Consider the following 21747-nt stretch of genomic DNA (forward strand, 5'->3'; position numbering starts at 1 on the left):
AATTGGTTTTAGTTTTTTAAAATCTTATTTAGCTGTTACGGATGCATATTGGAATACATCAGCAAACAATTGTTTCAAACGGCGTTCGTGCAATTTTTTAGAACCTTCCGCAGCAGCAGCTGATGCCGGTCTGGTAATCCCGATGAATGGAATTTGTCTCAGGTTCATCGCGATGTACGTCCATGCCCCCATGTTTGCAGGTTCTTCCTGTGCCCACAGGATGTTTTTCGCGTTGTATTTTGCAACGATTGCTTCGATTTGTTTTTGCGGAAGCGGGTACAATTGCTCTACACGTACGAAAGCCATGTTTTCAACTCCCATTTCTGCTGCTTTCTCTTTCAGCTCGTAATAGAATTTACCGGAACAGAATACTAAGGTGTCTACCTGTCCTGCTTTTGCTGTCGGGTCATCCAATACTTCACGGAATGTTCCGCTTGCCATTTCTTCTAGGGAAGAAGTAGCTGCAGGATAACGAAGCAGCATTTTAGGAGAGAATACCACCAATGGTTTGCGGAAAGGACGAGCCAATTGTCTTCTCAGCAAGTGGAAATGGTTTGCAGGAGTCGATGTGTTGACAACCTGGATGTTTTCATCCGCACATTGCTGTAAGAAACGCTCCATACGTCCGCTGGAGTGCTCGGCACCCTGACCTTCGTATCCGTGAGGAAGCAGCATCACCAACCCGCTTTGAGTAGACCATTTGTCTTCTCCGGCTGTGATAAACTGATCGACCATAATCTGTGCTCCGTTAAAGAAGTCTCCGAACTGTGCTTCCCAGATTGTCAGCGCTTTCGGCGTTGCCAGGGAATACCCGTATTCGAATCCTAAAACGGCGTATTCGGAAAGTAATGAGTTGTATACGGTAAATGGTGCCTGGTGATCAGACAACATGTTCAATGTTTCGATTTCTTCTTCGTTGTCTTCTGTTTTCACAACAGCGTGACGGTGGGAGAATGTTCCGCGCTCCACATCCTGACCGGAGATCCGAACCGGAATTCCTTCGTCCAGTAAAGTTGCGTAAGCCAGCATTTCTGCCGTTCCCCAATCCAGGTTATCGTTTTCGATCGCCGCCAGACGGTCGTCAAAGATTTTTTGAATTTTACGGAAATATTTCTTGCCTTCCGGAAGTGTAGCCAGTTTACGACCCAGTTCTACCAGTTTCTCTTTGTTGATTCCTGTTTCCGGGCTGGATTCGAAATCTTCTGCTTTACTGCCTCTGAATCCTTCCCATGTTTTGCTCAGGAAGTTCCAGACAACTGCCTTTTCATTTTTGCGGGCAATTTCGAATTCGTTCTCCAGGTAATCGTTGTATTCGTCTTCCAACTTTTTTGCAGCATCCGAAGAAACGGCCCCTTCTGCAGCAATCTGCTTCAGGTAGATATCTTTCGGGTTCGGATGTTTTGCAATAATGTTGTACAGGCTTGGCTGCGTGAATTTCGGCTCATCTCCTTCGTTGTGACCGTATTTACGGTAGCACAGCAAATCGATGAATACATCGCGGTGGAATTTCTGACGGTACTCCATGGCGATTTCAATCGTTTGGATCACCGCTTCTACGTCGTCTCCGTTCACGTGGAATACCGGAGTAAGGGTTGTTTTTGCAACGTCCGTACAGTAAGTGGATGAACGGGCATCGTGGAAGTTGGTTGTAAATCCAACCTGGTTGTTCACCACGATGTGGATCGTACCACCTGCGCGGTAACCGTCAAGCAAAGCCATTTGAACGACTTCGTATACGATTCCCTGTCCTGCAACGGCAGCGTCTCCGTGAATCATCACCGGACAAATTTTGTTCTCGTCTTTCGACAGGTGGTGATCCAGTTTTGCACGTGCAATTCCCTGAACAACCGGATCAACAGCTTCCAGGTGGGAAGGGTTCGGAGCCAGTGTCAAACCGATCTCTTTTCCTTCTTTCGTTTTGATGGAGCTGGTGTAACCCTGGTGGTATTTCACGTCTCCGTCAAAAGCACCGTCTGCGTCAAACTCTTTTCCTTCAAACTCGGAGAAAATATCCTGAGGTCTTTTCTGGAAAATGTTTGTCAGGGTGTTCAAACGTCCGCGGTGTGCCATCCCCATTACAAAGTATTCAACACCCAGGTCTGCACCTTTTTCAACCAATGCATCCAATGCCGGAATCAGCGCCTCTCCTCCTTCGATGGAGAACCGTTTCTGACCAACATATTTTTTACCTAAAAATGCCTCAAAGTTGGAAGCTTGAAGCAGTTTTTTGTACACGTGTATCTTTCTTTCCGAATCAAACTTCGGTCTGTTTTTCAATTCAATTTTATCACGGAACCAGTTCAATCTGTCCGGTTCGCGCATAAACATGTACTCAATTCCGATGGATTGACAATACGTTTCTTCCAGGTGCTCAATAATCGCTTTCAGCGTTGCCGGCCCGATTCCAACCTGGTCTCCAGCCTGGAAAACAGTCTCCAGGTCAGCGGTTTCCAAACCGAAGTTTTCTATAGCTAAGGTCGGCTCATATTTTCGCCTTTCGCGCACAGGATTCGTTTTTGTGAACAAATGTCCGCGCGTACGATACCCGTTAATCAGGTTAATTACTTTGAATTCTTTCTGGAAATTTTCTGGAATTTCACCTCCATCTTCATAGTTTGTCTTAGCAAAATCAAATCCTTCAAAGAACTTTTGCCAGCCAATATCAACGCTTTCAGGGTCTTTTGTGTAAGATTGATACAAATGCTCTATTGCATTCACGTCTGCGTTTCCGACGTATGTCACTTTATCCATGTTTGTGCACTATATTGGAGGGTAAAGTTAAGACTTTTATAGCAAGGGTGAATAGGAAAATGCTATAAAAAAATGCAAAATTGCTATAGATTGTTTCAGGGCTGAATTATGCTACTAAAAACGTAGAGAACGGGGCTTTTTTTACGTGTACCGGAGTTGGTAAAATACTTTGAGTAATTCGCGGTGGAGAATGGCATCTGCCAGATGGAAAAGCCTGTCTTCACTGGTTTCTGCCTGGATCAGGAGGATTTCCGGGACGTCGATGAGGTAGAGGAGGTGGCTCAATTCGCCGGAATTTAATTGTTTCAGGAAGGCCTGGATTTGTGCGTTCCACGAAGTGGGATCGGGGTCGATCAGTTTGAAGTCCGGAACGCCTGATCGTTCAAAATCTTTGTGAATCTGGCGCTGGATCTTTTCGAGCAGCTCCGGTTGGCTCAGCTCCAGCTGCAATTTCCGAACGAGTGCATTCAAATCTTTTTCTTCCATAATCCGGACTTTCGCGGCGAACTTTCTATCTTTGCCGCATGTTCGATACACCAAAAGAAGCAATCATTTTTGATTTGGGAGGGGTTTTGTTGAATCTCGATTACGATTTAACAGAAAAGGCATTTATTTCCCTGGGGATGAAAGATTTTAGCGCGTCTTATTCGCAGTTGCAGCAAACGCAGTTGTTTGACCGGTTTGAGCGTGGCGAGGTTTCGTCTTTTCACTTCATCAATCAGTTGTTGGATCGCCTGCCTGCGGGTTCGAATGGAAACCAGGTGGTTCACGCCTGGGATGCCATGATTCTGGATTTTCCGGCGGAACGTTTGGAAAAACTGGAAAAGTTGTCTTCCAGATACCGCTTATTTCTGCTGAGTAATACCAATGACCTGCACATTGATGCGGTGCGAAGATCGTTGAATAAAACTGTCGGACACCGGGAGCTGGAGCGTTATTTCGAGAAAACATATTTCTCTTCTGCAATCGGGATGCGAAAACCGAATCCGGAAATCTTTGAATTTGTGTGCAGGGAAAATCAACTGGATCCATCCAAAACGTTGTTTATCGACGATAGTCCGCAACACGTGGAAGGTGCTAAAAAAGCCGGTTTGGATGCGCTGCTGCTCGGAAAAAACGAAGAAGTTTTTGATTTACCCTTTTTTCGGACGTAATTCTACCAGGATCCTGCGGGGAGATGGTTATTTTTTCTCCTGACAAAGTTCTACCAGCACACCATTCGAAGATTTCGGGTGCAGGAATGCGACCAGTTTATTGTCTGCGCCGTTTTTAGGCTGCTCGTTCAATAATTGAAATCCTTTGGAAGCAAGTTCCTTCATGGAGGTTTCGATGTTTGTTACATCAAATGCGATGTGGTGGATTCCTTCGCCTTTCTTTTCGATGAATTTGGCAATCGGGCTATTCTCGTTACTGGCTTCAAGTAGTTCGATTTTGGATTCTCCGACCTGGAAGAATGCGGTTTTCACTCCTTCGCTTTCTACCGCTTCTGTTTTATAACATTCGGTTCCCAATAATTCGGTGTATGTCTTGATTGCCTCGTCCAGGTTTTTGACTGCAATTCCAATGTGTTCGATTTTGTTCATGAACCAAAATTACGAATTCCCAATTACGAATGCCGGATTGTTTGAAAAGTAAGCATAAAAAAACCGGCCACTGAGCGAAGTCGAAGTGCCGGTTTTGAATATCTATTTGTCGGATTTTATCCTTTAAAGAACTTCTCTGTTTTGTTGTCGAAATTGATGTAATATGCTCCTTTCAGGAGGTTGGAGCAGGGAACGGAAGAACCGATGCCTTTCTTGACAATGTTTCCGTAGGCATCGTAAATCTCGTACCTGGTTTCAATCGGTTTGCCTGCGGCAGTGAAATTGATTTGATCTTTGACCTTGACCGGATTTTTGGTCACGATCGGAACACTGGAAGTAAATTTCACTTCTTTGGAATTTCTTTTCGCTCCGGAATGGTCGATCTGAACGACGCGCACCGTATTTTCTCCGGAATGTGGAGTTACCAGGAATTCATACGAGTTTGTTCCGGGAGTTCCTTTTCCCTGAACTTCCCCGATTTTCACCCATTTGTTCCAGCGGTATTGTTCGATAATGAACGGAAGTTTTCCTTGTTCGTTATTCGTTTTCCAGGTCAGCATCCCGCTGTTCTGAATTTGAATATCGAGTGTGTTGAAGGTACTGCGTGGAAGCAATACTTCCGGGTTCAGGATTTTTGGTTTACACCCGTCGTTATGTTCGATAACGATAAAAACAGGTTCGCCAATTTCAATGTTAAAAAGGGAAAAATCGATTTCAAATGCGGAGATGGCTGTGCCACCAGGTAAGATATCTCCGTTAACAGTTACTTTCGTTGCGCAAAAGCCGAAACCATCCCCGTCTTCAGGATTCTGAACGTATAAGTTTTTGCCCTGATAGCTTCCTTCAATGGATAGAACTGCTGAACTTGAAAAGCTTAGCAACGTTAAGAAAGAGCAAAGTAGGAATAATTTCAACTGTTTCATTTTTATTTAGTAGCTACACTAAAAATCGTGGCAAGTATACTAGCTATTTTTTACATTACCAACAATTTACAATGCGAAAGTACAACTTTTTTTTCTCTTCAACTATCTAATGAGTTAATTTATCATGAAATTATATGCATTCGTCGATGGAGAGACTCCCTAACTTAACATTTTCAATACATTAATTTTGTTTTTTTAAGTTATTTTAGTAAAAGATTTTTTCTATTCTTGTAGTGATAAACGCATACTTCTACTATGAAATTAGTTACCGCAACTTTCCTGGTTCTTCTTCTCGTTTCGTGCAGCTCAGACAAAAAGCAGTTTGAGTATGCTGGCGGGAGCTTTAGAATGGCAATCGATAATACACCTACCACTTTTATTGCGCGAGAAGTTACAGATGTTTATTCCTTTGAATTGCTTTCCCAGGTCATGGAAGGATTGGTGAGCTTTAACCCGGAAGATTTGTCGTTGCAACCTCAAATTGCTGAAAAATGGAGTGTTAGCGGAGACGGAACGATTTTTACATTCACCATCCGGGATGATATTTTGTTTCATGAAAATGACGTGTTTAAATCCGAAGAAGACCGGAAACTGACGGTGGAAGATGTTTTGTTTACGTTTGAAAAAGCGTGTAAGCCGAACGAAGAAGGAAACCCGACTGCCGCTTATTTGTCATTGCTTGCAGACCAGGTGAAAGGTGCGAAACAATTCTACGAAGGAAAAGCAAAAACGATCAGCGGAATCAAAATCAAGAAGCAGCAGATCGAAATTACCTTGCTCAACCCGGATCAGAATTACATCAATAAACTGGCAAACCTCAGTGCGAGCATCATTTCCAAAAAAGTGGTCGAAGCGAAGAAGGAAACGGATGTGGTGGGAACAGGGCCTTTTTGTTTTACAAAACCAACCGATGAATCGTCATTCATATTGCTGAAGAACCCGGATTATTATATGGTCGACAACAAAGGAAATGCACTTCCGTATCTGGATTCGGTTGTTTTCTACGTGCAGTCGCGCAAACTGGAGCAGCTCGAATTGTTCGAAAAAGGGAAGATTTCCATGATTAACGGTTTGCCGACATCGCGCATTACGGAAATGCTGGAAGGCCGCATCTCTGATTTCAATGCACAACCTCCGCTGATGGTGTTGTACAACAATCCGCTGCTGACAACGCAGTACTACTTCTTCAATATGAACGAACCGCGTTTCCAGGATGTGCGTGTGCGCCAGGCATTCAATTATGCGATCGACCGGAAGCGCCTGGCAGACAATGTGCTTCGAAATCAATATTACGAATACGGAATTTACGGAATCACGCCGCCGATCAGTTCCGTATTCAAAGGCTATGATTTCTTCGGAATCAAAAAATACGGCTACGATTACAATCCCGAACTGGCAAAACAACTGCTTGCTGAGGCGGGTTACCCGGATGGAAAAAGTTTCGGAAGCGTAGATTTGCGTATAGACATTAGTGACTTGAATACTGCCGTAGCGGAAGAAATCTCAGACCAGATTTACCAGACGCTGGGGATCAATGTGAACATTGATGGGTCTAACTTTGAACAACGGAACGAAGACGGAAACATGGCACGCGGGGATATTTTCCGTACAGCCTGGATTGCAGACTACTCAAGCCCGGAAACATTCCTGATGAATTTTTACGGAAAACTGGTTCCGAAAGATCACAAGATGCCCTCTGCCGGAAATCAGTCACGTTATATGAATCCCTTGTTTGACAGCTATTTTGAACAGGCGCGTGCTGCCGGGCAAAAGAGAAGGCTGGAGTTGTTTTCAAAGGCAGAAGTTGAACTGCTCAAAAACCCGCCGATGATTCCGCTCTGGTACGCCAATGACTTTACGTTGAGTTATTCCAGGGTTCGCAATCTGAAGAATAACCCGATGGAATTTTTGGATTTGAGACGTGTATACATTAAGGACTGGACGAAGGAAGAATATTTGAAGTCGATTCAATAAGTGTATATTTACGCCTGATATATTCAAAGAATGAAAGCTATCCTTACCGTATTGTTCTGCGCGTTTGTGTCAATCCTGATCGCGCAACCGACTCAAACCGTGCGTGGTACAATCCTGGACTCCGAGTCCGACTTTCCTGTTTCAGGTGCTCATGTATTCATTACACTTTCAGATAGTTCGAAGTTGAAAACGATGACGAATGTCAATGGTGTTTTCGAGTTTTTAAATGTTCCGGTAGGAAAGCACCGGCTGGATGTGAAATCGAATATTTATGAAAACTATTCGTCTTCGGTTGACGTGAATTCCGGAAGACAAACGGTCGTGGAGATTAAGGTAAAGGAACGCATCAGCGAAGTAGAAGAAGTGGTGGTGGTAGCACAGAAGCCGGGCGAAGTGAAAAACGAGATGGCGATGGTTTCTGCTCAGCAGTTTTCGGTGGAGGAAACAGAGCGCTATGCCGGTTCGAGAGGAGATCCTGCACGTATGGCGAGTAATTTTGCCGGAGTTCAGGGAGCAGATGATTCCCGGAATGATATCGTGGTTCGTGGAAACTCGCCGCTTGGAATCGTTTATAAAGTAGAAGGAATCGATATTCCGAACCCGTCGCACTTCGCTATTTCAGGAAGTTCGGGCGGACCGGTTTCGATCATCAATAACAAAAGCCTTGCAAACTCGGATTTCTTTATGTCTGCTTTCCCTGCAGAATACGGGAACTCGGTTTCCGGGATTTTCGATTTAAAATTGCGAAACGGAAACTACAAGCAGCACGAGTTTACCGGGCAATTCGGTTTCCTGGGTACGGAAGTGCTTGCCGAAGGACCTTTGAGTAAGAAATCAAATGCGAGTTACCTGGTCATGGGACGTTATTCGACCCTGAGCCTTTTCCAGTTTATGGGAATCAGGATCGGGACAGATGCCGTGCCGGTTTATGGAGACGGCGCATTCAAGTTTAATTTCCCTTTGAAAAAAGGCGGGCAGTTGTCTTTGTGGGGAATTGGCGGAAAGAGCAATATCAAAATCCTGATTTCGGAACAGACAGAATATACGACCGATTTATACGGTGAGGGAGATCGCGACCAGTATTTCGGTACGGGAATGGCAGTTGCCGGATTGACGTACAAGAAATCACTTTCCGAAAGAACGTTCCTCACGACCACTTTTTCCGGAAGTATCGAAGACCAGCATTCACACCACGATTACCTGGTTCGTTCACTCGATACAACGTACAACGGGGGACAACAGACGATCAATATCCGTGTCGACAGCATTTACCGCATCATGGGCTATTCCTACAAGATCGCACATTATTCCGGGATGTTCAGCATCAACCACAAGATCGGGAAACAACACGTGATCAAAGCCGGTTTGAATGCAGATTTCCTCACCTTCAACATGATTGACAGTGTGTTGAATACGGCTGGAACGGCATTTATCAACCGCTGGGATTACAAAGGTCAGGGTGGAGTGCTTGTTCAGCCTTTCTTCCAGTGGAAATACCGGATCAAAGAAAACATGGATTTCACGGCTGGTTTGCACGCACAGTATTATTCGTTCAGCAATTCACTGAGTCCGGTGGAACCGCGTTTGGGTTGGAAATGGGCGATGAAAGGAAACCAGAAACTATTTGCAGGCGCCGGTTTACATAGTCAGACACAGCCTTACTACATTTATACCTACCACCAGTTTGATGCAAACGGGAACAAGGTGTATCAGAATAAAGACATGGGGTTCACCAAGTCGATGCACTCCGCGCTGGGGTATGAAAAGAACTTCAAAAAAGGATTCCAGTTCAGAACGGAAATCTACTACCAGTACCTTTACCAGGTTCCGGTAACAGTGACTCCTTCGGCTTTTTCAATCATCAACCAGGGAAGCGGGTTTTCACGTTTCTTCCCGGATTCGCTTCAAAATACTGGAACAGGTGTGAATTACGGCTGGGAATTGACCCTTCAGAAATTCTTCGACAAGAGCTTCTACATTCTCACAACGGTTTCCCTGTATGACAGTAAATACAAAGGAAGCGACGGTATTACGCGAAACACAAGCTACAACGGATTGTATACTGCCAATGTGTTGTTCGGAAAAGAATTTAAACTGGGCAAGAAGCACGTTTTGGGACTCGGAGGGAAAGTAACCGTTGCCGGAGGAAAACGCTACGGGTATATCAACCTGGCGGAAACAAACTTGCAGAAAGAATTGATCTTTAGTGATTCCCTCTTCAACGAGCGCCAATTCAAGGATTATTTCCGCGCCGATTTGAAGATCAGCTGGAAGATGAACGCGCGGAAAGTCACACACGAAATCGGGTTGGATTTGGTCAATATTTTCAATACCCGGAATATTTTAGGTCTGGCCTATGCTCCGGATCTGGCAAACCCGAACAAGGAACCGTTGGTTGAAAAAACACAGTTGGGCTTCCTGCCGATTTTCTATTACCGGATCAGTTTCAAACTGGCAAGTGGAAAGAAAGAGTAAGGAAAGGTTTCAATAGTTCAATAGTGATTTTAAGCGATTCAACTCTTTCAACCTGTTTTATCAGAGTCTGATTCCGAATACAGATACGTCGTCTACCTGCTCCAGGTCTTTTTTCCAGGAGTGGAAAGTGTTTTCCAATGCCCTTTCAAGGTCGCGGTTGCGGTATTCTACCAGGAGTTCCTGGAACGATTTGTAGCGGAACTTTTTGTTTTTAGGCCCGCCGAACTGGTCTGCAAATCCATCGGTGAACAAGATCAGGATATCCCCGTCTTCATAGGAAAAATCCTGCTGGGTAAATGGCTTGGACTGATGCGAGAAGCCTACGGGTTGTTTATCTGCCCTGCGTTCCTGCAAATGCGTTCCGGATAAGTGGTACATGTCGTTGTTTGCCCCGGCAAAGGAATAAGTCTTCACTTTCCGGTTGATGCGGATAACTGCTATGTCCATTCCGTCCTGGTGATCTGCGTTTTTCCCGTCTTTGTCAAAAGCCAGCAGAATACCGTTTCGGAGTTCATTCAGAATAGCATCCGGTTGACTGATCTGTTTATTCTCCACGATCTCGGTCAGTAGGTTGATTCCCAATACACTCATCATACATCCCGGAACACCGTGTCCGGTGCAGTCGCCTACAGCCAGGAATTGGTAATCTTCGTTTTCAAACACCCAATAGAAGTCTCCGCTCACGATGTCTTTGGGCTGGAAAAACAGGAAATAATCGGGGAAAATGTTCCTGATGACTTCCCGGCCCGGAAGCATGGCGTTTTGAATACGTAGTGCGTAGCGGATGCTATCTGTGAGGTCGCGGTTCTTCTCTTCGATGAGGTTTTTCTGTTCTGTAATGCGCTTGTGCGATCCGATCATTTCACCTTTGAAAAACAAGATAAACAGGGAACAGATCAGGAATAACAACAACAGGTTGATGTTTCCCAGCAAAGCCTCCATTGTTTCGGTTTGCTTCGGTATTTTTAAAAGTGGTTCGTGGAAATGAAACCAGATCACCAGGGAGAAAAACGACACGATGGCCAACGTAACAAAAAAACGGATCAGTTGCTGGTTGTTGAAAACCACTACGCTGACCATACAGATCACGAGCATAAAGAAATGCAGGTTGGAAGCCGTTCCGTAAACAAACGTAGTGATCGTGAAATAGAGAAAACCGGAGCACACATGCAGGAAGAAAGCTGCCAGGAAGTGCTTTTGATGAATGAGGAAGAAGGTTAGCAGTCCGGAGAAAAAGAATAACCCGTTGATGGTAATCCCGACCGGTTGTTCGAAATACACGTACATGGGAGTGTAGCAGATCATTACCGCAACGACCAGCAAAGCAATGAGATTACTGATCCGGATTTTCCGATTCAGCGAGTCCGTGTTGTTAACCGAAATCCCGTTATCAAGTATTCGATTTATCATTCAATCAAATATACTATTCTATCGGAAATGGGCAAAACATTTTTACAAGTAAAAAGAGTCCGCGAATCCTGCTGCTGCAACTAAATTTGAAGACTGGCTCATGTGCTGTAAACACTCATTTTGGCGGTTCAACGGTTTAATTCGAGCGGGGTTCCGCTTCAAACAGCAAATCCAGTTCTTTTTTACTTTTCTTCGCTTCCAGTTTAAAAGGCAAAAGCATCAACAAGTAGCCGAAAATGAACATCCCTACCGGGATGAATGCCAGGGGTTCCATGATGTGAATGCGGCCTCTGAATAATAGGTTTGCAGCAATTATGAGGACAACTAGTGAGGCAAGCCCTGCCAATGAAAGCCAGATGATCATAAATACTTTCACAAAAAGTTGAAGCTTCATCGTAATACGGATGTCTGTTTTGTCTGTTTGAGGCTCCATGTTTCCCCGGATGATGGGGATAAAGGAGTTTTGGTATGAAATGTAGCGCGAAAGCTTAAAACCCGTTTTTGAAACGTCTCCGCGATAGGTCGAAATGTTCTTTTGGGATTGGGGAACCCGGATTTTTTTGCCCGAAAGATTGGTAAGCAGGTAAAGGCGCTGAGCGATTTCGTCTGCAGAAAGAGCTGTTGAAATAGTATATTGCTCCAGCGGAATCAAGTCAGAGGATTGGAGTTTTTTCATTTGGATTGTTCCAGTTTTAATTTGACAAAATGCAGTGCTTTCCGGGTACAGTAATTTTGATACGGATTAGAAAAAAGCGGGCCGGCCAGCTTGCTGAGTATGTTTCCAGGTTTGGAAAAGGTATGAATGCTGAAAACGATGTGTCCGGCGCTTTCTTCGATGAGGAAGTAGGAAATGCCCTTTTCAACATGCCCTTTGAGTGTTTCGTAACTGAACCCGATTCGCTTTTCCTCGCGGAATACTTCTTTGATCCGCACCCCGAAAATGATTTTCTGTGAAAAGACCGGGAACGGAGGCAAGGTTGCCTGTTGTACAATCGTATCTCCGGGCTGGATCATTCGTTGTTCGGCAATCCACTGCGGATAGCCGTTCAGGATGTGTTTTGGGAAAATTTCGTACCTGAAAAAGGAGTCCGTATTCAGGGAATCCAATGTGGAAAAACCTTCAATCCCGATGGAACTGCTTTTTTCCGTGAGCTGCTGTTTGTCATAGGGCATGACTTCTGTTTTTTTGAGCGCTTCCAGGTGTTTCTGAAACCGGCTGCTCTGATCCATCAAACGAATCTTCATCGTGCGTTATTTTTTCTCAGCCAACCCAACACCCGGGAGTGGTCAATTTGCCATCTCCCTCTTTGGGAAATGAGCCCGTAAGTGACCCTGCTTTTCGCATGTTTTCCGCCGTTTTGCTGAATGATTTCTATCGTATGGTCACTTACTCCGGAAATAATGGCAACATGTCCGTAACCGTTCAGTGAGGTTGCATCCAGGACGATCAGGTCTCCCACCCGGGGTTTGCTGCTGCCAGGATTCGAATATTGCGTGAGTCCGCGGTCGGGATTCCAATTCCCGTCGGAGAGTGATTTGTTGTAAAAGTCAACCGCATTTCCATACGGATTGGGCATTTTGTGGTTGTAATGCTGGTAATAGTAACGCTTTACAAATTCAACACATTGATACTTCAATCCGATGTTGTAGCCGTCGGGAGCGGTATTGCGTCCTGAAACGTTCCCGGTTCCGGAATTGTAGTAAACGACGACATGATTCAGGCTGTCGATCGGATCGCCGATTTCAACCGAAGTGAACAAAAAAGGATTGTTCCGGTAAACGAAGAAACCGAGTACGGCGATTGCAGCCACTATGACAACTGTAAGAGATACGATCCATTTTTTCATGGGGTTACGAATTAACGTTTTTCGCGGGATTGAATCTCTTCGATGAACGCTTCCACGTTTTCCGGGAGCTTTAAGTCTTTCGATTTCAGGTTCGGATTCGGGATGTACCAGTCAAACTGCCTGAAATAGGTGTTTAAATCTGCATCGGAAAAGACATAGCCAAGTTGCGCAAAAAAGGTGTTCCGGATGAGTTTCAGCTCGGTCTTCGTATAAGGTGTTTCCAGTAAATCCAAATTGAGCGAACAAACTGCGGTCATGACACGGTCGGGCTTCGGGTCACCGAAGGAAAAACCGGTTCCGAAACAGTTGGTATTGATGATGCCGAATTGCAGGTTGTGCTCCGGGTTCCAGTTTTGAACCCGGATTTGCAGGGTTCCGCTGAGCATCCGGATCAGTTTGCAGTCGGTTTCGTAGTTGTTGTAAACGTCGCGGGTTACCTTTCCGATTCCATGAACGATCCAGGAAGCTTCTTTCCCGAAAATGTCGCTGACATAAAAATACGGGGTATTTCCCAGGTCGAGATTCACCGTCAGGTCGTTGATTTTTCCTCCGGCCCATTTTGCGCCGGTTTTCAGGATGTACGAGTAAATCTGGTCGGTCATCACGGCATCTCCGGCACGAAAGCGATAACTGTGATCCAGTTCCGTAATTCCAGGCTTAAATTCGACCTCAAAAAGATACACGAATACGTATTCCCCGGCTTGTGTTGACTGAATGGTCTGCTTGTCGATCAATTCACAGTCCTCGCAGGCTGCTGTTTTGAGCTGGTAGGGAAGGAGCGTTTGATTCTGACTAACCATGAAATCAAAAATCTGCGAATGATTGATCTCGTCATCCGTTACATCTCCCACGGCTTGCGGAGCCTGGAATCCCACAAGAAGTTTCTTGCTTTCTTTTCCCGGATTCAGGAATTCGAAATGGATCGTTACATGACACATCCCGTCAACCACCCGGAAAGAAAGGATTTCCTTGTTCATGGAGATGTTACTCTCTTTGACCGGGTAAATGGTTCCTCCACCCGAAAAATAGGCCCCGTCATTGGCAAATGTCAACAGGGAAAGAACCAGGAAGTAACTAAATAGAATGTGCTTTTTCATGCAATGAACGAAACGGTTAAAAGGTGTTTTTCTTTTCAATCTCCGGAAGAACTTCATCGATTCGTTTGGCCAATTCCGGTAGTTTGATGGTTGGAACGGCAGGAAACAAATGATGCTCCAGGTGATAGAACATACTGAATGTGATCTTGTTTTTCCAGCCCACGCGCTGTGTGCGTGCAAACTCCGGACTTTCATCGGTGTCATGGTGTACCGTCCAAACGGCAAAAAATGCCATCAGCAATTCGCCGAAAAACATCACGCAAAGATGATAAATCAGGAAATCGAGCTGAAAATAGAGGATCACTGAAACAAAAGCTGCAATAGCAGCGAGTTCCAGGAGCAGGTTTTTGCGGTATGTTTTATTTCCCAGCTGCCAGGTTACTTTGTGAATCAGAAAAATGTGAACCGGGCCATACAGAATTGCACCATACCAGCTCATTCGTGCTGCTTTTCCCTCATAATCGTTTTCAGACAAGCAGTATTTGTGATGCCGGATGTGGTTGAATTTCACTGCATGGATGGAAACCATCATCAGGATGCTGTTTGAGAACAAGGTAAACCAGGTCAGAAACCGGTTGGTGCCGAGTGAATTGTGAAAACCGTTGTGCACCTGCCTCAGTGCGGTGAGAAAGAAAAAAGCCGAGAAGGGCAAAGCAATCAGGTAATAGCCGAAATAGGCAAAGGAAATCGAAAGAATGAACCACGGAATGGTCAGGTTGTTTTCAATGAGCATTTCTTTCAGGTTGAGTTTTTTCAGGTCTTTCCATTCGACCTGTCGAACGACTTCTTGATGTGTCATAACGTATTTCTTTTAGATGAAGAACGATGCGTCGTCGTTTAGGCTGGCGCAGGATAAATGTACTCAATAAATGGATTGCTGATGCTTTCAATCACCGTTTTTTGATCAATAAAAAAGGGTGCCCGATTGACCAGACACCCCATTTTGATTGTATGCTTTTCCCGATCTTATTTCGGCTGGTAATTGACCATCCAGTTGATACCGAAACGATCCGTGAAACTTCCGTAGTAAGCTCCCCAGAACATGTCCTGAAGCGGCATGCTGATGTTTCCACCAGCCGACAGCGCGTTAAAAATGCGCGTTGCTTCTTCGCGGGAATCCGGTTCCAGGTTGATGTGCATGTTGTTCCCGGAAGTGAGCGTGAATCCCATTTCTTTTGGAGCATCCGTTCCCATCAATACATGGTTTCCGATCATTGGAAGTTCGACATGGAGAATCATTTTTTGGATGTTCTCTGCTACCGGAGGTGTTTCGGTACTTGCCGGAATATCTCCGAAACGCTGCAAGCCGTTCACAAATTCGGTTTGGAATACTTCCCGATAGAAGAGAAAGGCTTCTTCCGTATTTCCCGGGAAGTTGACGTAAGACGAAACGCGCGGCTGGTTGTCCGGCTTTTTGTCGAGACGCAACTGAAATTGTGCACGGATAAATTCGTCCAGGTTTTCCATTGCGGCGAGGAACCCTTCTTTGAATCCCATTTGGATAATGCCTTCCAGGTCTTCCAGCTTGTCAAAGCTCAGGGTCACGTTTACCATCGTTTGTTCTTCCTGCGCGTTGAAACGGACATCCCAGTTCGTTCTCGGAAACGCTTCGTTGATATTTCCCTCCGGATCACAGAACGCATCCAGTCCGGTATATCCCTTGAGGGTGTCGATTGTTTTGTAATCTGCCCGGCAGAAATGTTCTTCATGCGCCGGCCCGAGCATGGAGTACAACCAGGTTCCTCCCGGTACGAAATTCATGGATTTCGTTTTCGTTTTCCAGGGACGTGGTGCCCACCACAGATCCAGGATTTCGGGTTTGGTCCAGGCATCCCACACCAACTGTACGGGAGCATCGAATTCGCGTTCGACCAAAATTTGGTTGTTCACCTTGTCCGCGGTGAAATTCAATAATAAGCTGCTTTTCATTTTTTCTCGTTTTTTAATCGGGTTAATACTTCGTCCAATTGATTGAAACGGTCTTCCCACAGTTGTTTGAACTGTTCCAGCCACTGATCAACTTCTTTCATTTTGTGTGCATCTAAACGGTAATAGATTTCTCTTCCCTGTTTGCTGGAAATCAGCACGTCACATTCATTCAAAAGCTGGATGTGTTTGGAGACTGCCTGGCGGCTGGTGTCGAAATGCTCGGCCAGGGCATTCGGTGTCATTGCCTGAGTTGCCAGAAGTACCAGGATCGCTCTCCGCGTGGGATCGGCAATTGCCTGAAAAATGTCTCGTTTCATACGTTCTTGAATTTAAATGCAATCGATTGGTTGCAAATATATGCAACTTTTTGGTTGCGAAACAATTTTTTGAATTTTTTTTCGGATGGAAATAGATTGAGTATGCTGAAAGTGCCTGTTTTCAGTACTTTTGATGCATGAAGCCGACAAGAAAAGAGTTGAAACCGGGAATGCTGGTTTTATTTGTACAGAAAAAACACCAGGCAAGCGGAGAACTGACGGAAGGGATTATCAAATCCATCCTCACCAGCGCACCGTCGCATCCGCACGGGATCAAGATCATGACCGTGGATAAACTGGTCGGAAGAGTGGTGGAAATTGTGGACGGAGAAGTAGATGAATAACTGCTTATTTGTCTGAATTGAGTGTTTCTGTGAGTGGGTTGTCCTGCTTCAAAACCAGTTTTTGATTGTTGACTTCAACGACTTCATATACCAGGATGCTTGATCCGTAATACAGGAAAAGCCGTCTTTCGGTGGTGTCATAAAATGCATATGCATTACTCCCGAAAAAAGATTGGAATGATTTAGTGGGTTTCTGAACAGCCCAATTGATGTGATCACGCGTTTGACTGAAATTCAAACAGCCTTGTGCGATACTGCATAGCCCGGTTTGGAGAGAATCACTGTAGAACGTAAAGGTTTCTGCTGATTTCAGTTTCAAAAACTCTTCGTTTTCATCCATGCAGTAGAACCAGTTTTGTCCCAATAAAAGCTCGTTGGTATTTTCGAAGCGCTTGAAAACATACGTTATTTCAAACGAAGGTGTCCCGATTCCGTCATCCAGTTCCACATCCGAGGAAATGATGAGTTCGTCAAAATTGCGGAAGTGAATCCGGAATTTATTGTAACGTGTATACTTCTTGCCTTTCTTTTGATAAATCTCCAGTTGGAACTCACCTGATTTTTGATCCGTTTTGGTGTTGTAGATGTATTCGCCGAGATCTTCTCCCAGGAGTCTTTTCTGCTTAGTGCTCACCTGGAAAAGCGAATCTTCTGTGAATTTTAACCGCCCTGTTCCCTTCGGTTGTTTCACTTTGGAATCGAGAATATGGGTTTCGACCAGGTTCCAGTCGCCCTGGATGAGCAGGTTGATAGGGTAGTGTTTAAACAAGCGCTGATTGGCGGAAGTGTTTTGAGCCAGACAGTTTGCCGAAAACAAGAGCAGGAAAAGACAATATTTCATGGTGTAGATTTGTGATTAGGAAGAAACGGTCAAAGGATCGTTTTATTTTGAATTGTCTGTAAATGAGAAGAGGTACGCGATTTCTCGCATACCTCTTCCGGTTGTTATCTCTTGAAAGATTTTCTTACAAATCAAATTTGATTCCCTGTGCCAATGGCAAAGAATCAGAATAGTTGATCGTGTTTGTCTGACGGCGCATGTATACTTTCCATGCATCAGAACCTGACTCACGTCCACCTCCGGTTTCTTTTTCACCACCGAATGCACCACCGATCTCAGCACCCGAAGTACCGATATTCACGTTTGCGATTCCACAGTCAGATCCTGCATGAGACAAGAATGCTTCTGCTTCGCGCAGGTTGTTGGTCATAATTGCGGAAGACAATCCTTGCGGAACACCGTTTTGAAGCGCGATTGCGTTTTCAACTCCACCTGTATATTTCATCAGGTACAATACCGGTGCAAACGTTTCGTGCTGTACGATTTTGAATGAGTTTTGTGCCTCAGCGATTGCTGGCTTCACGTAGCATCCGGATTCGTATCCTTCACCGGAAAGAACGCCTCCTTCTACCAGGATTTTACCTCCTTCTTCAACTACCTGTACCAACGCGTTCTGGTAAGCTGCAACTGCATCCGTATCGATCAGCGGCCCCACGTGGTTGTTCTGATCCAATGGATTTCCGATACGCAGCTGACCGTATGCTTTCACCAAAGCGTCTTTGACTTTATCGTAGATTGAATCGTGGATGATCAAACGACGTGTGGAAGTACAGCGTTGTCCGGCAGTTCCTACAGCACCGAATACAGCACCCGGAACAACCATTTTCAAATCTGCACTTTCCGTGATGATAATTGCGTTGTTACCACCTAATTCCAACAGGGATTTCCCTAAACGGCGTCCAACTGCTTCACCAACTGCTTTCCCCATGCGGGTAGAACCTGTTGCAGAGATTAATGGAATGCGCGCATCGTTTGACATCAGTTTCCCGATCTCAGCATCCCCGATCAACAAACAGGAAACTCCTTCCGGAACTCCGTTTGCTTCAAATACTTCTTGTGTAATTTTCTGACAAGCAATTGCTGTCAAAGGTGTTTTTTCAGATGGTTTCCAGATACAAACGTCCCCACAAACCCAAGCCAAAGCCGTATTCCAATTCCAAACAGCCACCGGGAAGTTGAACGCAGAAATGATTCCTACGATCCCCAGCGGATGGTATTGTTCGTACATTCTGTGTCCCGGACGCTCAGAGTGCATCGTTAAACCGTATAATTGACGGGAAAGACCTACTGCAAAATCACAGATATCGATCATTTCCTGAACTTCACCCAAACCTTCCTGCAGCGATTTTCCCATTTCGTAGGAAACCAACTCACCCAAAGCTTGCTTCTTTTCGCGGATTTTTTCAGCCAGTTGGCGCACTACCTCACCACGTTTTGGTGCCGGGATCATTTTCCAGTATTTGAATGCTTCCTGAGCTTTCAAAACAACTGCTTCGTATTCAGCTTCCGTTGCGGAAGAAACAGAAGCAATGATCTGTCCGTCTACCGGCGAAACCGAATCAATTTGAAGCCCGCGCGTATTGAACCAATATGCTCCGGTTGAAGCACCGCGGTTGATAGCTTCAATCCCTAATGTTTTTAATGTTTCCTGGATTCCAGGAGCTGTTGCTGTTGCTGACATTCCTTTTCGATTAGTTTGTGCAAAATTACACAATTTTAATCAGTTAATCTGTAACTTATGTTAAGGTTTACAAGAGTACTGATCTTTTGGAAAGTGCTATTACTCGGATTTGGATGGATTAAGCCAAATTGTCCGAATCTGAAGGATGCAGCGATGAGATCAAAAACATGGATGATTACCGGCATTTGCAGCATTTTGTATTCTTTAGTTCGTGTAAGAACTACCAACTCTTCCAACAGGATCAGGCCAAAACAAATGGATGCAATCCGTTGAACATGTTTAACGCACTAAAATGAACCAAATGGTTGATTGACTCACCTGCTTTTCCAAACTAATTTTGTTTAAAAGAAAAGAAAGATACAAGAACACAACCTCCTCTAACAACAAACTGTAACATTATTGAAGGAAATACCAGCATTACGACTGCAACTATATGAACTAACGGAAGTGCGCATGTTGTAACGATCGGATTCACAATTCTGAACCCTTAGTGATTGAATCCGCCAGAAAATGGGAATTGGTCAAAAAAGCAGACAATTAAATTTAAAACGAATATGAAGAAGAGTCTTTTTTTATTTGCGCTTTGTTGTACAGGAATCCTGCAACTTCAGGCACAGGAGGCGGTTTTAAGTTCAGGAAGCGATGCTTTTGGTAACGGAGGCAGTGCTTCATATAGTGTTGGGCAAATTGACTTTCATGTGAATGGCAGTAACAACGAAGTAATAGAGGGTGTACAGCAGCCATATGAGATTTTTTCGCTTTCCGTAGGAAATTTTGACGACTTGGGTAACAACATTTCACTTTACCCTAATCCGGTGGATAATCTACTGTTTGTTGATGTTGATAGTGAATTGCCGAACAACGTGTCATTTGTTTTGTATGATACGCAGGGCAACCAACTAAACACAGGAGTATTTGACCAAAACAATAAGGAATTCAATTTAAGTGCACTACCTGCATCCGTATATTTTCTTGACATTCTTGTAACGAACAAAAGATGCAAATCATTCAAAATCATAAAAAACTAATCAGCATGAAAAAACTATTGTTAACAGCAGGAATTTTACTGGGTATCGTTTCCGCGCAGGCACAAACTCCCAAGCAAATGAGTTATCAATCGGTAATACGTAATTCGTCAGGAGCATTATTACAAAACCAAAATGTAGCACTAAGAATAAGTATTATACAAAGTTCTGCGTTTGGCCCGGTAGTTTATTCCGAACGGCTGACAGGGATCACCAATTCCAATGGTCTGGTGAGCCTGGTAATCGGTACAGGTACCGTTCTTTCCGGGGATTTTACCACGATCAACTGGTCAACGGGTAACTATTACCTGAAAACGGAAACGGATCCTGCAGGTGGAACGAATTACAGCATTACAGGAACGAGTCAGTTGCTGAGTGTTCCCTATGCATTTTATTCAGATTTATCGGGGGAATCAGCAGGTATTTCCGGAACAGCGAATACAATTCCTAAATTTATTACAGTGAATACGCTGGGAGATTCGCAAATAAAAGATGACGGCACTTCGGTAAGCATAGGCATAATAGATTCGACCTTAGGTAAATTAGATGTCAGGGGTTCTGCTTCTAATAATTTTGCCACCATATTTGGGTATTCATCTTCTGCGCAAGCTTGTTTGAAAGGAGGAGTTGCCGGATATTATAATAGTGCAAATTACGGAACGGGTGTACAAGGAATTGGATATAACGGCGTAAGTAATCCCGATGTAAATGCAATTTTTGGTACCGGGAACCAGGATTTGGGAGTTTACGGTTCTGCGAATACTGCCGGTGTAATGGGGGCTTCTGTAGCTGGAATCGGTGTAGTCGGATATAACAAGAACTCTTCTTTTGCCGCAACTACGGGTATTGGTAATACGTATGGTATATATGGGAATTCACAAACAGTTGGAGGAGCCACAGTACCAGGTACACGATATGGTATTTATGGCTTTGCAAGCGGTGCTGCAACCAACTATGCCGGCTATTTTTCGGGGAATGTACAGGTTACAGGGTCGATAGCTAAAGGTAGCGGTACTTTCAAAATAGATCACCCGCTTGATCCCGAAAACAAATACCTCAATCATAGTTTTGTAGAAAGCCCTGATATGATGAATATTTATAACGGAAATATTGTAACAGATACTTCAGGGAATGCTACTGTCATGCTTCCCGATTATTTTGAAGCATTGAATATGGATTTTCGTTACCAGCTTACTGTTATCGGAACTTTTGCACAAGCAATAGTTGCGGAGGAAATCACTAACAATAGTTTTACCATCAAAACGGATCAGCCGAATGTAAAAGTTAGCTGGCAGGTTACAGGAGTTCGCCACGACAAGTACGCGGAAGCGCATCGTGTAGTTCCCGAAGTGGAAAAAGAACCGGAATTTAAAGGAAGGTACCTGCACGCTGCGGAGTGGGGCAAAGACGCTTCCCTGAATATAGACGAACTTACCCGCCCGAAAACAGAAATTTCAAAAGAGACAAAAACGTTAATTTTATTGGAATCGCCGGGCAAAACCGGGAAGTAGCTAAAAAGGTCTTGTACCAGAATTTAGAGAAGTAGTTCA

20 protein-coding genes are annotated in these 21747 nt (G+C 44.5%); 6 read left to right on the forward strand and 14 right to left on the reverse strand.

The genetic code is table 11. The features are described 5' to 3' along the window. Positions 1–24: 24 nt before the first annotated feature. On the reverse strand, positions 25–2751 hold the full coding sequence (locus tag ABDV94_RS16170) for a 2-oxoglutarate dehydrogenase E1 component (RefSeq protein WP_343748251.1): 2727 nt from the start codon (positions 2749–2751) through the stop codon (positions 25–27). Positions 2752–2892: 141 nt separating this feature from the next. Next, positions 2893–3237, reverse strand: a complete 345-nt coding sequence (locus ABDV94_RS16175; RefSeq protein ID WP_343748252.1) for a hypothetical protein — start codon at positions 3235–3237, stop codon at positions 2893–2895. Between the two features lie 38 nt (positions 3238–3275). On the opposite strand from ABDV94_RS16175, the gene ABDV94_RS16180 reads away from it, so the two are divergent. Then, the gene (locus ABDV94_RS16180) at positions 3276–3905 is read left to right on the forward strand and encodes an HAD family phosphatase (protein ID WP_343748253.1); all 630 of its coding nucleotides are present in this window, start codon (positions 3276–3278) and stop codon (positions 3903–3905) included. Positions 3906–3932: 27 nt separating this feature from the next. Here the strand turns inward: ABDV94_RS16180 and mce are convergent, their stop codons facing one another. Together mce and ABDV94_RS16190 are read right to left on the reverse strand one after the other, a co-directional pair. Then, positions 3933–4334: a methylmalonyl-CoA epimerase gene (mce, locus tag ABDV94_RS16185; protein ID WP_343748254.1), complete on the reverse strand. Its 402-nt coding sequence runs from the start codon at positions 4332–4334 to the stop codon at positions 3933–3935. 116 nt (positions 4335–4450) lie between these two features. After that, positions 4451–5248: a hypothetical protein gene (locus ABDV94_RS16190; protein ID WP_343748255.1), complete on the reverse strand. Its 798-nt coding sequence runs from the start codon at positions 5246–5248 to the stop codon at positions 4451–4453. Positions 5249–5512: 264 nt separating this feature from the next. On the opposite strand from ABDV94_RS16190, the gene ABDV94_RS16195 reads away from it, so the two are divergent. Both ABDV94_RS16195 and ABDV94_RS16200 read left to right on the forward strand, forming a co-directional pair. Further along, complete coding sequence (locus ABDV94_RS16195; RefSeq protein ID WP_343748256.1) at positions 5513–7231, forward strand: peptide ABC transporter substrate-binding protein; 1719 nt, start codon at positions 5513–5515, stop codon at positions 7229–7231. A 30-nt stretch (positions 7232–7261) separates the two neighbouring features. Continuing rightward, complete coding sequence (locus ABDV94_RS16200) at positions 7262–9706, forward strand: carboxypeptidase-like regulatory domain-containing protein (protein ID WP_343748257.1); 2445 nt, start codon at positions 7262–7264, stop codon at positions 9704–9706. Positions 9707–9766: 60 nt separating this feature from the next. Here ABDV94_RS16200 and ABDV94_RS16205 read toward each other — a convergent pair whose 3' ends face one another. From ABDV94_RS16205 to ABDV94_RS16240, 8 genes are all read right to left on the reverse strand, one after another. After that, positions 9767–11116, reverse strand: coding sequence for a SpoIIE family protein phosphatase (locus ABDV94_RS16205; RefSeq protein WP_343748258.1), 1350 nt, complete (start codon positions 11114–11116; stop codon positions 9767–9769). Positions 11117–11252: 136 nt separating this feature from the next. Beyond that, positions 11253–11792 (reverse strand): hypothetical protein, encoded by a 540-nt coding sequence (locus ABDV94_RS16210; RefSeq protein ID WP_343748259.1) that lies wholly within the window; start codon positions 11790–11792, stop codon positions 11253–11255. Next, complete coding sequence (locus ABDV94_RS16215; protein WP_343748260.1) at positions 11789–12361, reverse strand: DUF1990 family protein; 573 nt, start codon at positions 12359–12361, stop codon at positions 11789–11791. Before ABDV94_RS16215 ends, ABDV94_RS16210 begins: the two co-directional genes overlap by 4 nt. Continuing rightward, a complete protein-coding gene (locus ABDV94_RS16220) occupies positions 12358–12963 on the reverse strand; it encodes a CHAP domain-containing protein (protein ID WP_343748261.1) in 606 nt (201 codons plus the stop codon). Before ABDV94_RS16220 ends, ABDV94_RS16215 begins: the two co-directional genes overlap by 4 nt. An 11-nt stretch (positions 12964–12974) precedes the next feature. Beyond that, entirely contained in the window at positions 12975–14060 is a 1086-nt protein-coding gene (locus tag ABDV94_RS16225; RefSeq protein ID WP_343748262.1) for a YARHG domain-containing protein, read from the reverse strand. Between the two features lie 16 nt (positions 14061–14076). Next, a complete protein-coding gene (locus tag ABDV94_RS16230) occupies positions 14077–14859 on the reverse strand; it encodes a fatty acid desaturase (protein WP_343748263.1) in 783 nt (260 codons plus the stop codon). A 167-nt stretch (positions 14860–15026) separates the two neighbouring features. Continuing rightward, on the reverse strand, positions 15027–15989 hold the full coding sequence (locus ABDV94_RS16235; protein WP_343748264.1) for an SRPBCC domain-containing protein: 963 nt from the start codon (positions 15987–15989) through the stop codon (positions 15027–15029). After that, entirely contained in the window at positions 15986–16306 is a 321-nt protein-coding gene (locus tag ABDV94_RS16240) for a metalloregulator ArsR/SmtB family transcription factor (RefSeq protein ID WP_343748265.1), read from the reverse strand. Before ABDV94_RS16240 ends, ABDV94_RS16235 begins: the two co-directional genes overlap by 4 nt. 137 nt (positions 16307–16443) lie before the next feature. Here ABDV94_RS16240 and ABDV94_RS16245 point away from each other — a divergent pair, with 137 nt between their 5' ends. After that, entirely contained in the window at positions 16444–16650 is a 207-nt protein-coding gene (locus ABDV94_RS16245) for a YwbE family protein (protein WP_343748266.1), read from the forward strand. Between the two features lie 4 nt (positions 16651–16654). Here ABDV94_RS16245 and ABDV94_RS16250 read toward each other — a convergent pair whose 3' ends face one another. Further along, a complete protein-coding gene (locus tag ABDV94_RS16250; protein ID WP_343748267.1) occupies positions 16655–17491 on the reverse strand; it encodes a hypothetical protein in 837 nt (278 codons plus the stop codon). Between the two features lie 124 nt (positions 17492–17615). Next, the gene (locus ABDV94_RS16255; RefSeq protein WP_343748268.1) at positions 17616–19172 is read right to left on the reverse strand and encodes an aldehyde dehydrogenase family protein; all 1557 of its coding nucleotides are present in this window, start codon (positions 19170–19172) and stop codon (positions 17616–17618) included. A gap of 554 nt (positions 19173–19726) precedes the next feature. On the opposite strand from ABDV94_RS16255, the gene ABDV94_RS16260 reads away from it, so the two are divergent. Then, positions 19727–20200, forward strand: coding sequence for a T9SS type A sorting domain-containing protein (locus ABDV94_RS16260; protein WP_343748269.1), 474 nt, complete (start codon positions 19727–19729; stop codon positions 20198–20200). Beyond that, a complete protein-coding gene (locus ABDV94_RS16265; protein WP_343748270.1) occupies positions 20170–21708 on the forward strand; it encodes a hypothetical protein in 1539 nt (512 codons plus the stop codon). The genes ABDV94_RS16260 and ABDV94_RS16265 overlap by 31 nt, the downstream gene beginning before the upstream one ends. Positions 21709–21747: the final 39 nt, after the last annotated feature.

Source organism: Fluviicola sp., assembly GCF_039596355.1.
Taxonomy (GTDB): domain Bacteria; phylum Bacteroidota; class Bacteroidia; order Flavobacteriales_D; family Crocinitomicaceae; genus Fluviicola.

What these genes read in the sequence shown, in the direction of transcription:
- ABDV94_RS16170 (WP_343748251.1), bottom strand. Translation starts at nt 2,751, where the DNA reads ATGGATAAAGTGACATACGTCGGAAACGCAGACGTGAATGCAATAGAG.
- ABDV94_RS16175 (WP_343748252.1), bottom strand. Translation starts at nt 3,237, where the DNA reads ATGGAAGAAAAAGATTTGAATGCACTCGTTCGGAAATTGCAGCTGGAG.
- ABDV94_RS16180 (WP_343748253.1), top strand. Translation starts at nt 3,276, where the DNA reads ATGTTCGATACACCAAAAGAAGCAATCATTTTTGATTTGGGAGGGGTT.
- mce (WP_343748254.1), bottom strand. Translation starts at nt 4,334, where the DNA reads ATGAACAAAATCGAACACATTGGAATTGCAGTCAAAAACCTGGACGAG.
- ABDV94_RS16195 (WP_343748256.1), top strand. Translation starts at nt 5,513, where the DNA reads ATGAAATTAGTTACCGCAACTTTCCTGGTTCTTCTTCTCGTTTCGTGC.
- ABDV94_RS16200 (WP_343748257.1), top strand. Translation starts at nt 7,262, where the DNA reads ATGAAAGCTATCCTTACCGTATTGTTCTGCGCGTTTGTGTCAATCCTG.
- ABDV94_RS16205 (WP_343748258.1), bottom strand. Translation starts at nt 11,116, where the DNA reads ATGATAAATCGAATACTTGATAACGGGATTTCGGTTAACAACACGGAC.
- ABDV94_RS16210 (WP_343748259.1), bottom strand. Translation starts at nt 11,792, where the DNA reads ATGAAAAAACTCCAATCCTCTGACTTGATTCCGCTGGAGCAATATACT.
- ABDV94_RS16215 (WP_343748260.1), bottom strand. Translation starts at nt 12,361, where the DNA reads ATGAAGATTCGTTTGATGGATCAGAGCAGCCGGTTTCAGAAACACCTG.
- ABDV94_RS16220 (WP_343748261.1), bottom strand. Translation starts at nt 12,963, where the DNA reads ATGAAAAAATGGATCGTATCTCTTACAGTTGTCATAGTGGCTGCAATC.
- ABDV94_RS16225 (WP_343748262.1), bottom strand. Translation starts at nt 14,060, where the DNA reads ATGAAAAAGCACATTCTATTTAGTTACTTCCTGGTTCTTTCCCTGTTG.
- ABDV94_RS16230 (WP_343748263.1), bottom strand. Translation starts at nt 14,859, where the DNA reads ATGACACATCAAGAAGTCGTTCGACAGGTCGAATGGAAAGACCTGAAA.
- ABDV94_RS16235 (WP_343748264.1), bottom strand. Translation starts at nt 15,989, where the DNA reads ATGAAAAGCAGCTTATTATTGAATTTCACCGCGGACAAGGTGAACAAC.
- ABDV94_RS16240 (WP_343748265.1), bottom strand. Translation starts at nt 16,306, where the DNA reads ATGAAACGAGACATTTTTCAGGCAATTGCCGATCCCACGCGGAGAGCG.
- ABDV94_RS16245 (WP_343748266.1), top strand. Translation starts at nt 16,444, where the DNA reads ATGAAGCCGACAAGAAAAGAGTTGAAACCGGGAATGCTGGTTTTATTT.
- ABDV94_RS16250 (WP_343748267.1), bottom strand. Translation starts at nt 17,491, where the DNA reads ATGAAATATTGTCTTTTCCTGCTCTTGTTTTCGGCAAACTGTCTGGCT.
- ABDV94_RS16255 (WP_343748268.1), bottom strand. Translation starts at nt 19,172, where the DNA reads ATGTCAGCAACAGCAACAGCTCCTGGAATCCAGGAAACATTAAAAACA.
- ABDV94_RS16260 (WP_343748269.1), top strand. Translation starts at nt 19,727, where the DNA reads ATGAAGAAGAGTCTTTTTTTATTTGCGCTTTGTTGTACAGGAATCCTG.
- ABDV94_RS16265 (WP_343748270.1), top strand. Translation starts at nt 20,170, where the DNA reads ATGCAAATCATTCAAAATCATAAAAAACTAATCAGCATGAAAAAACTA.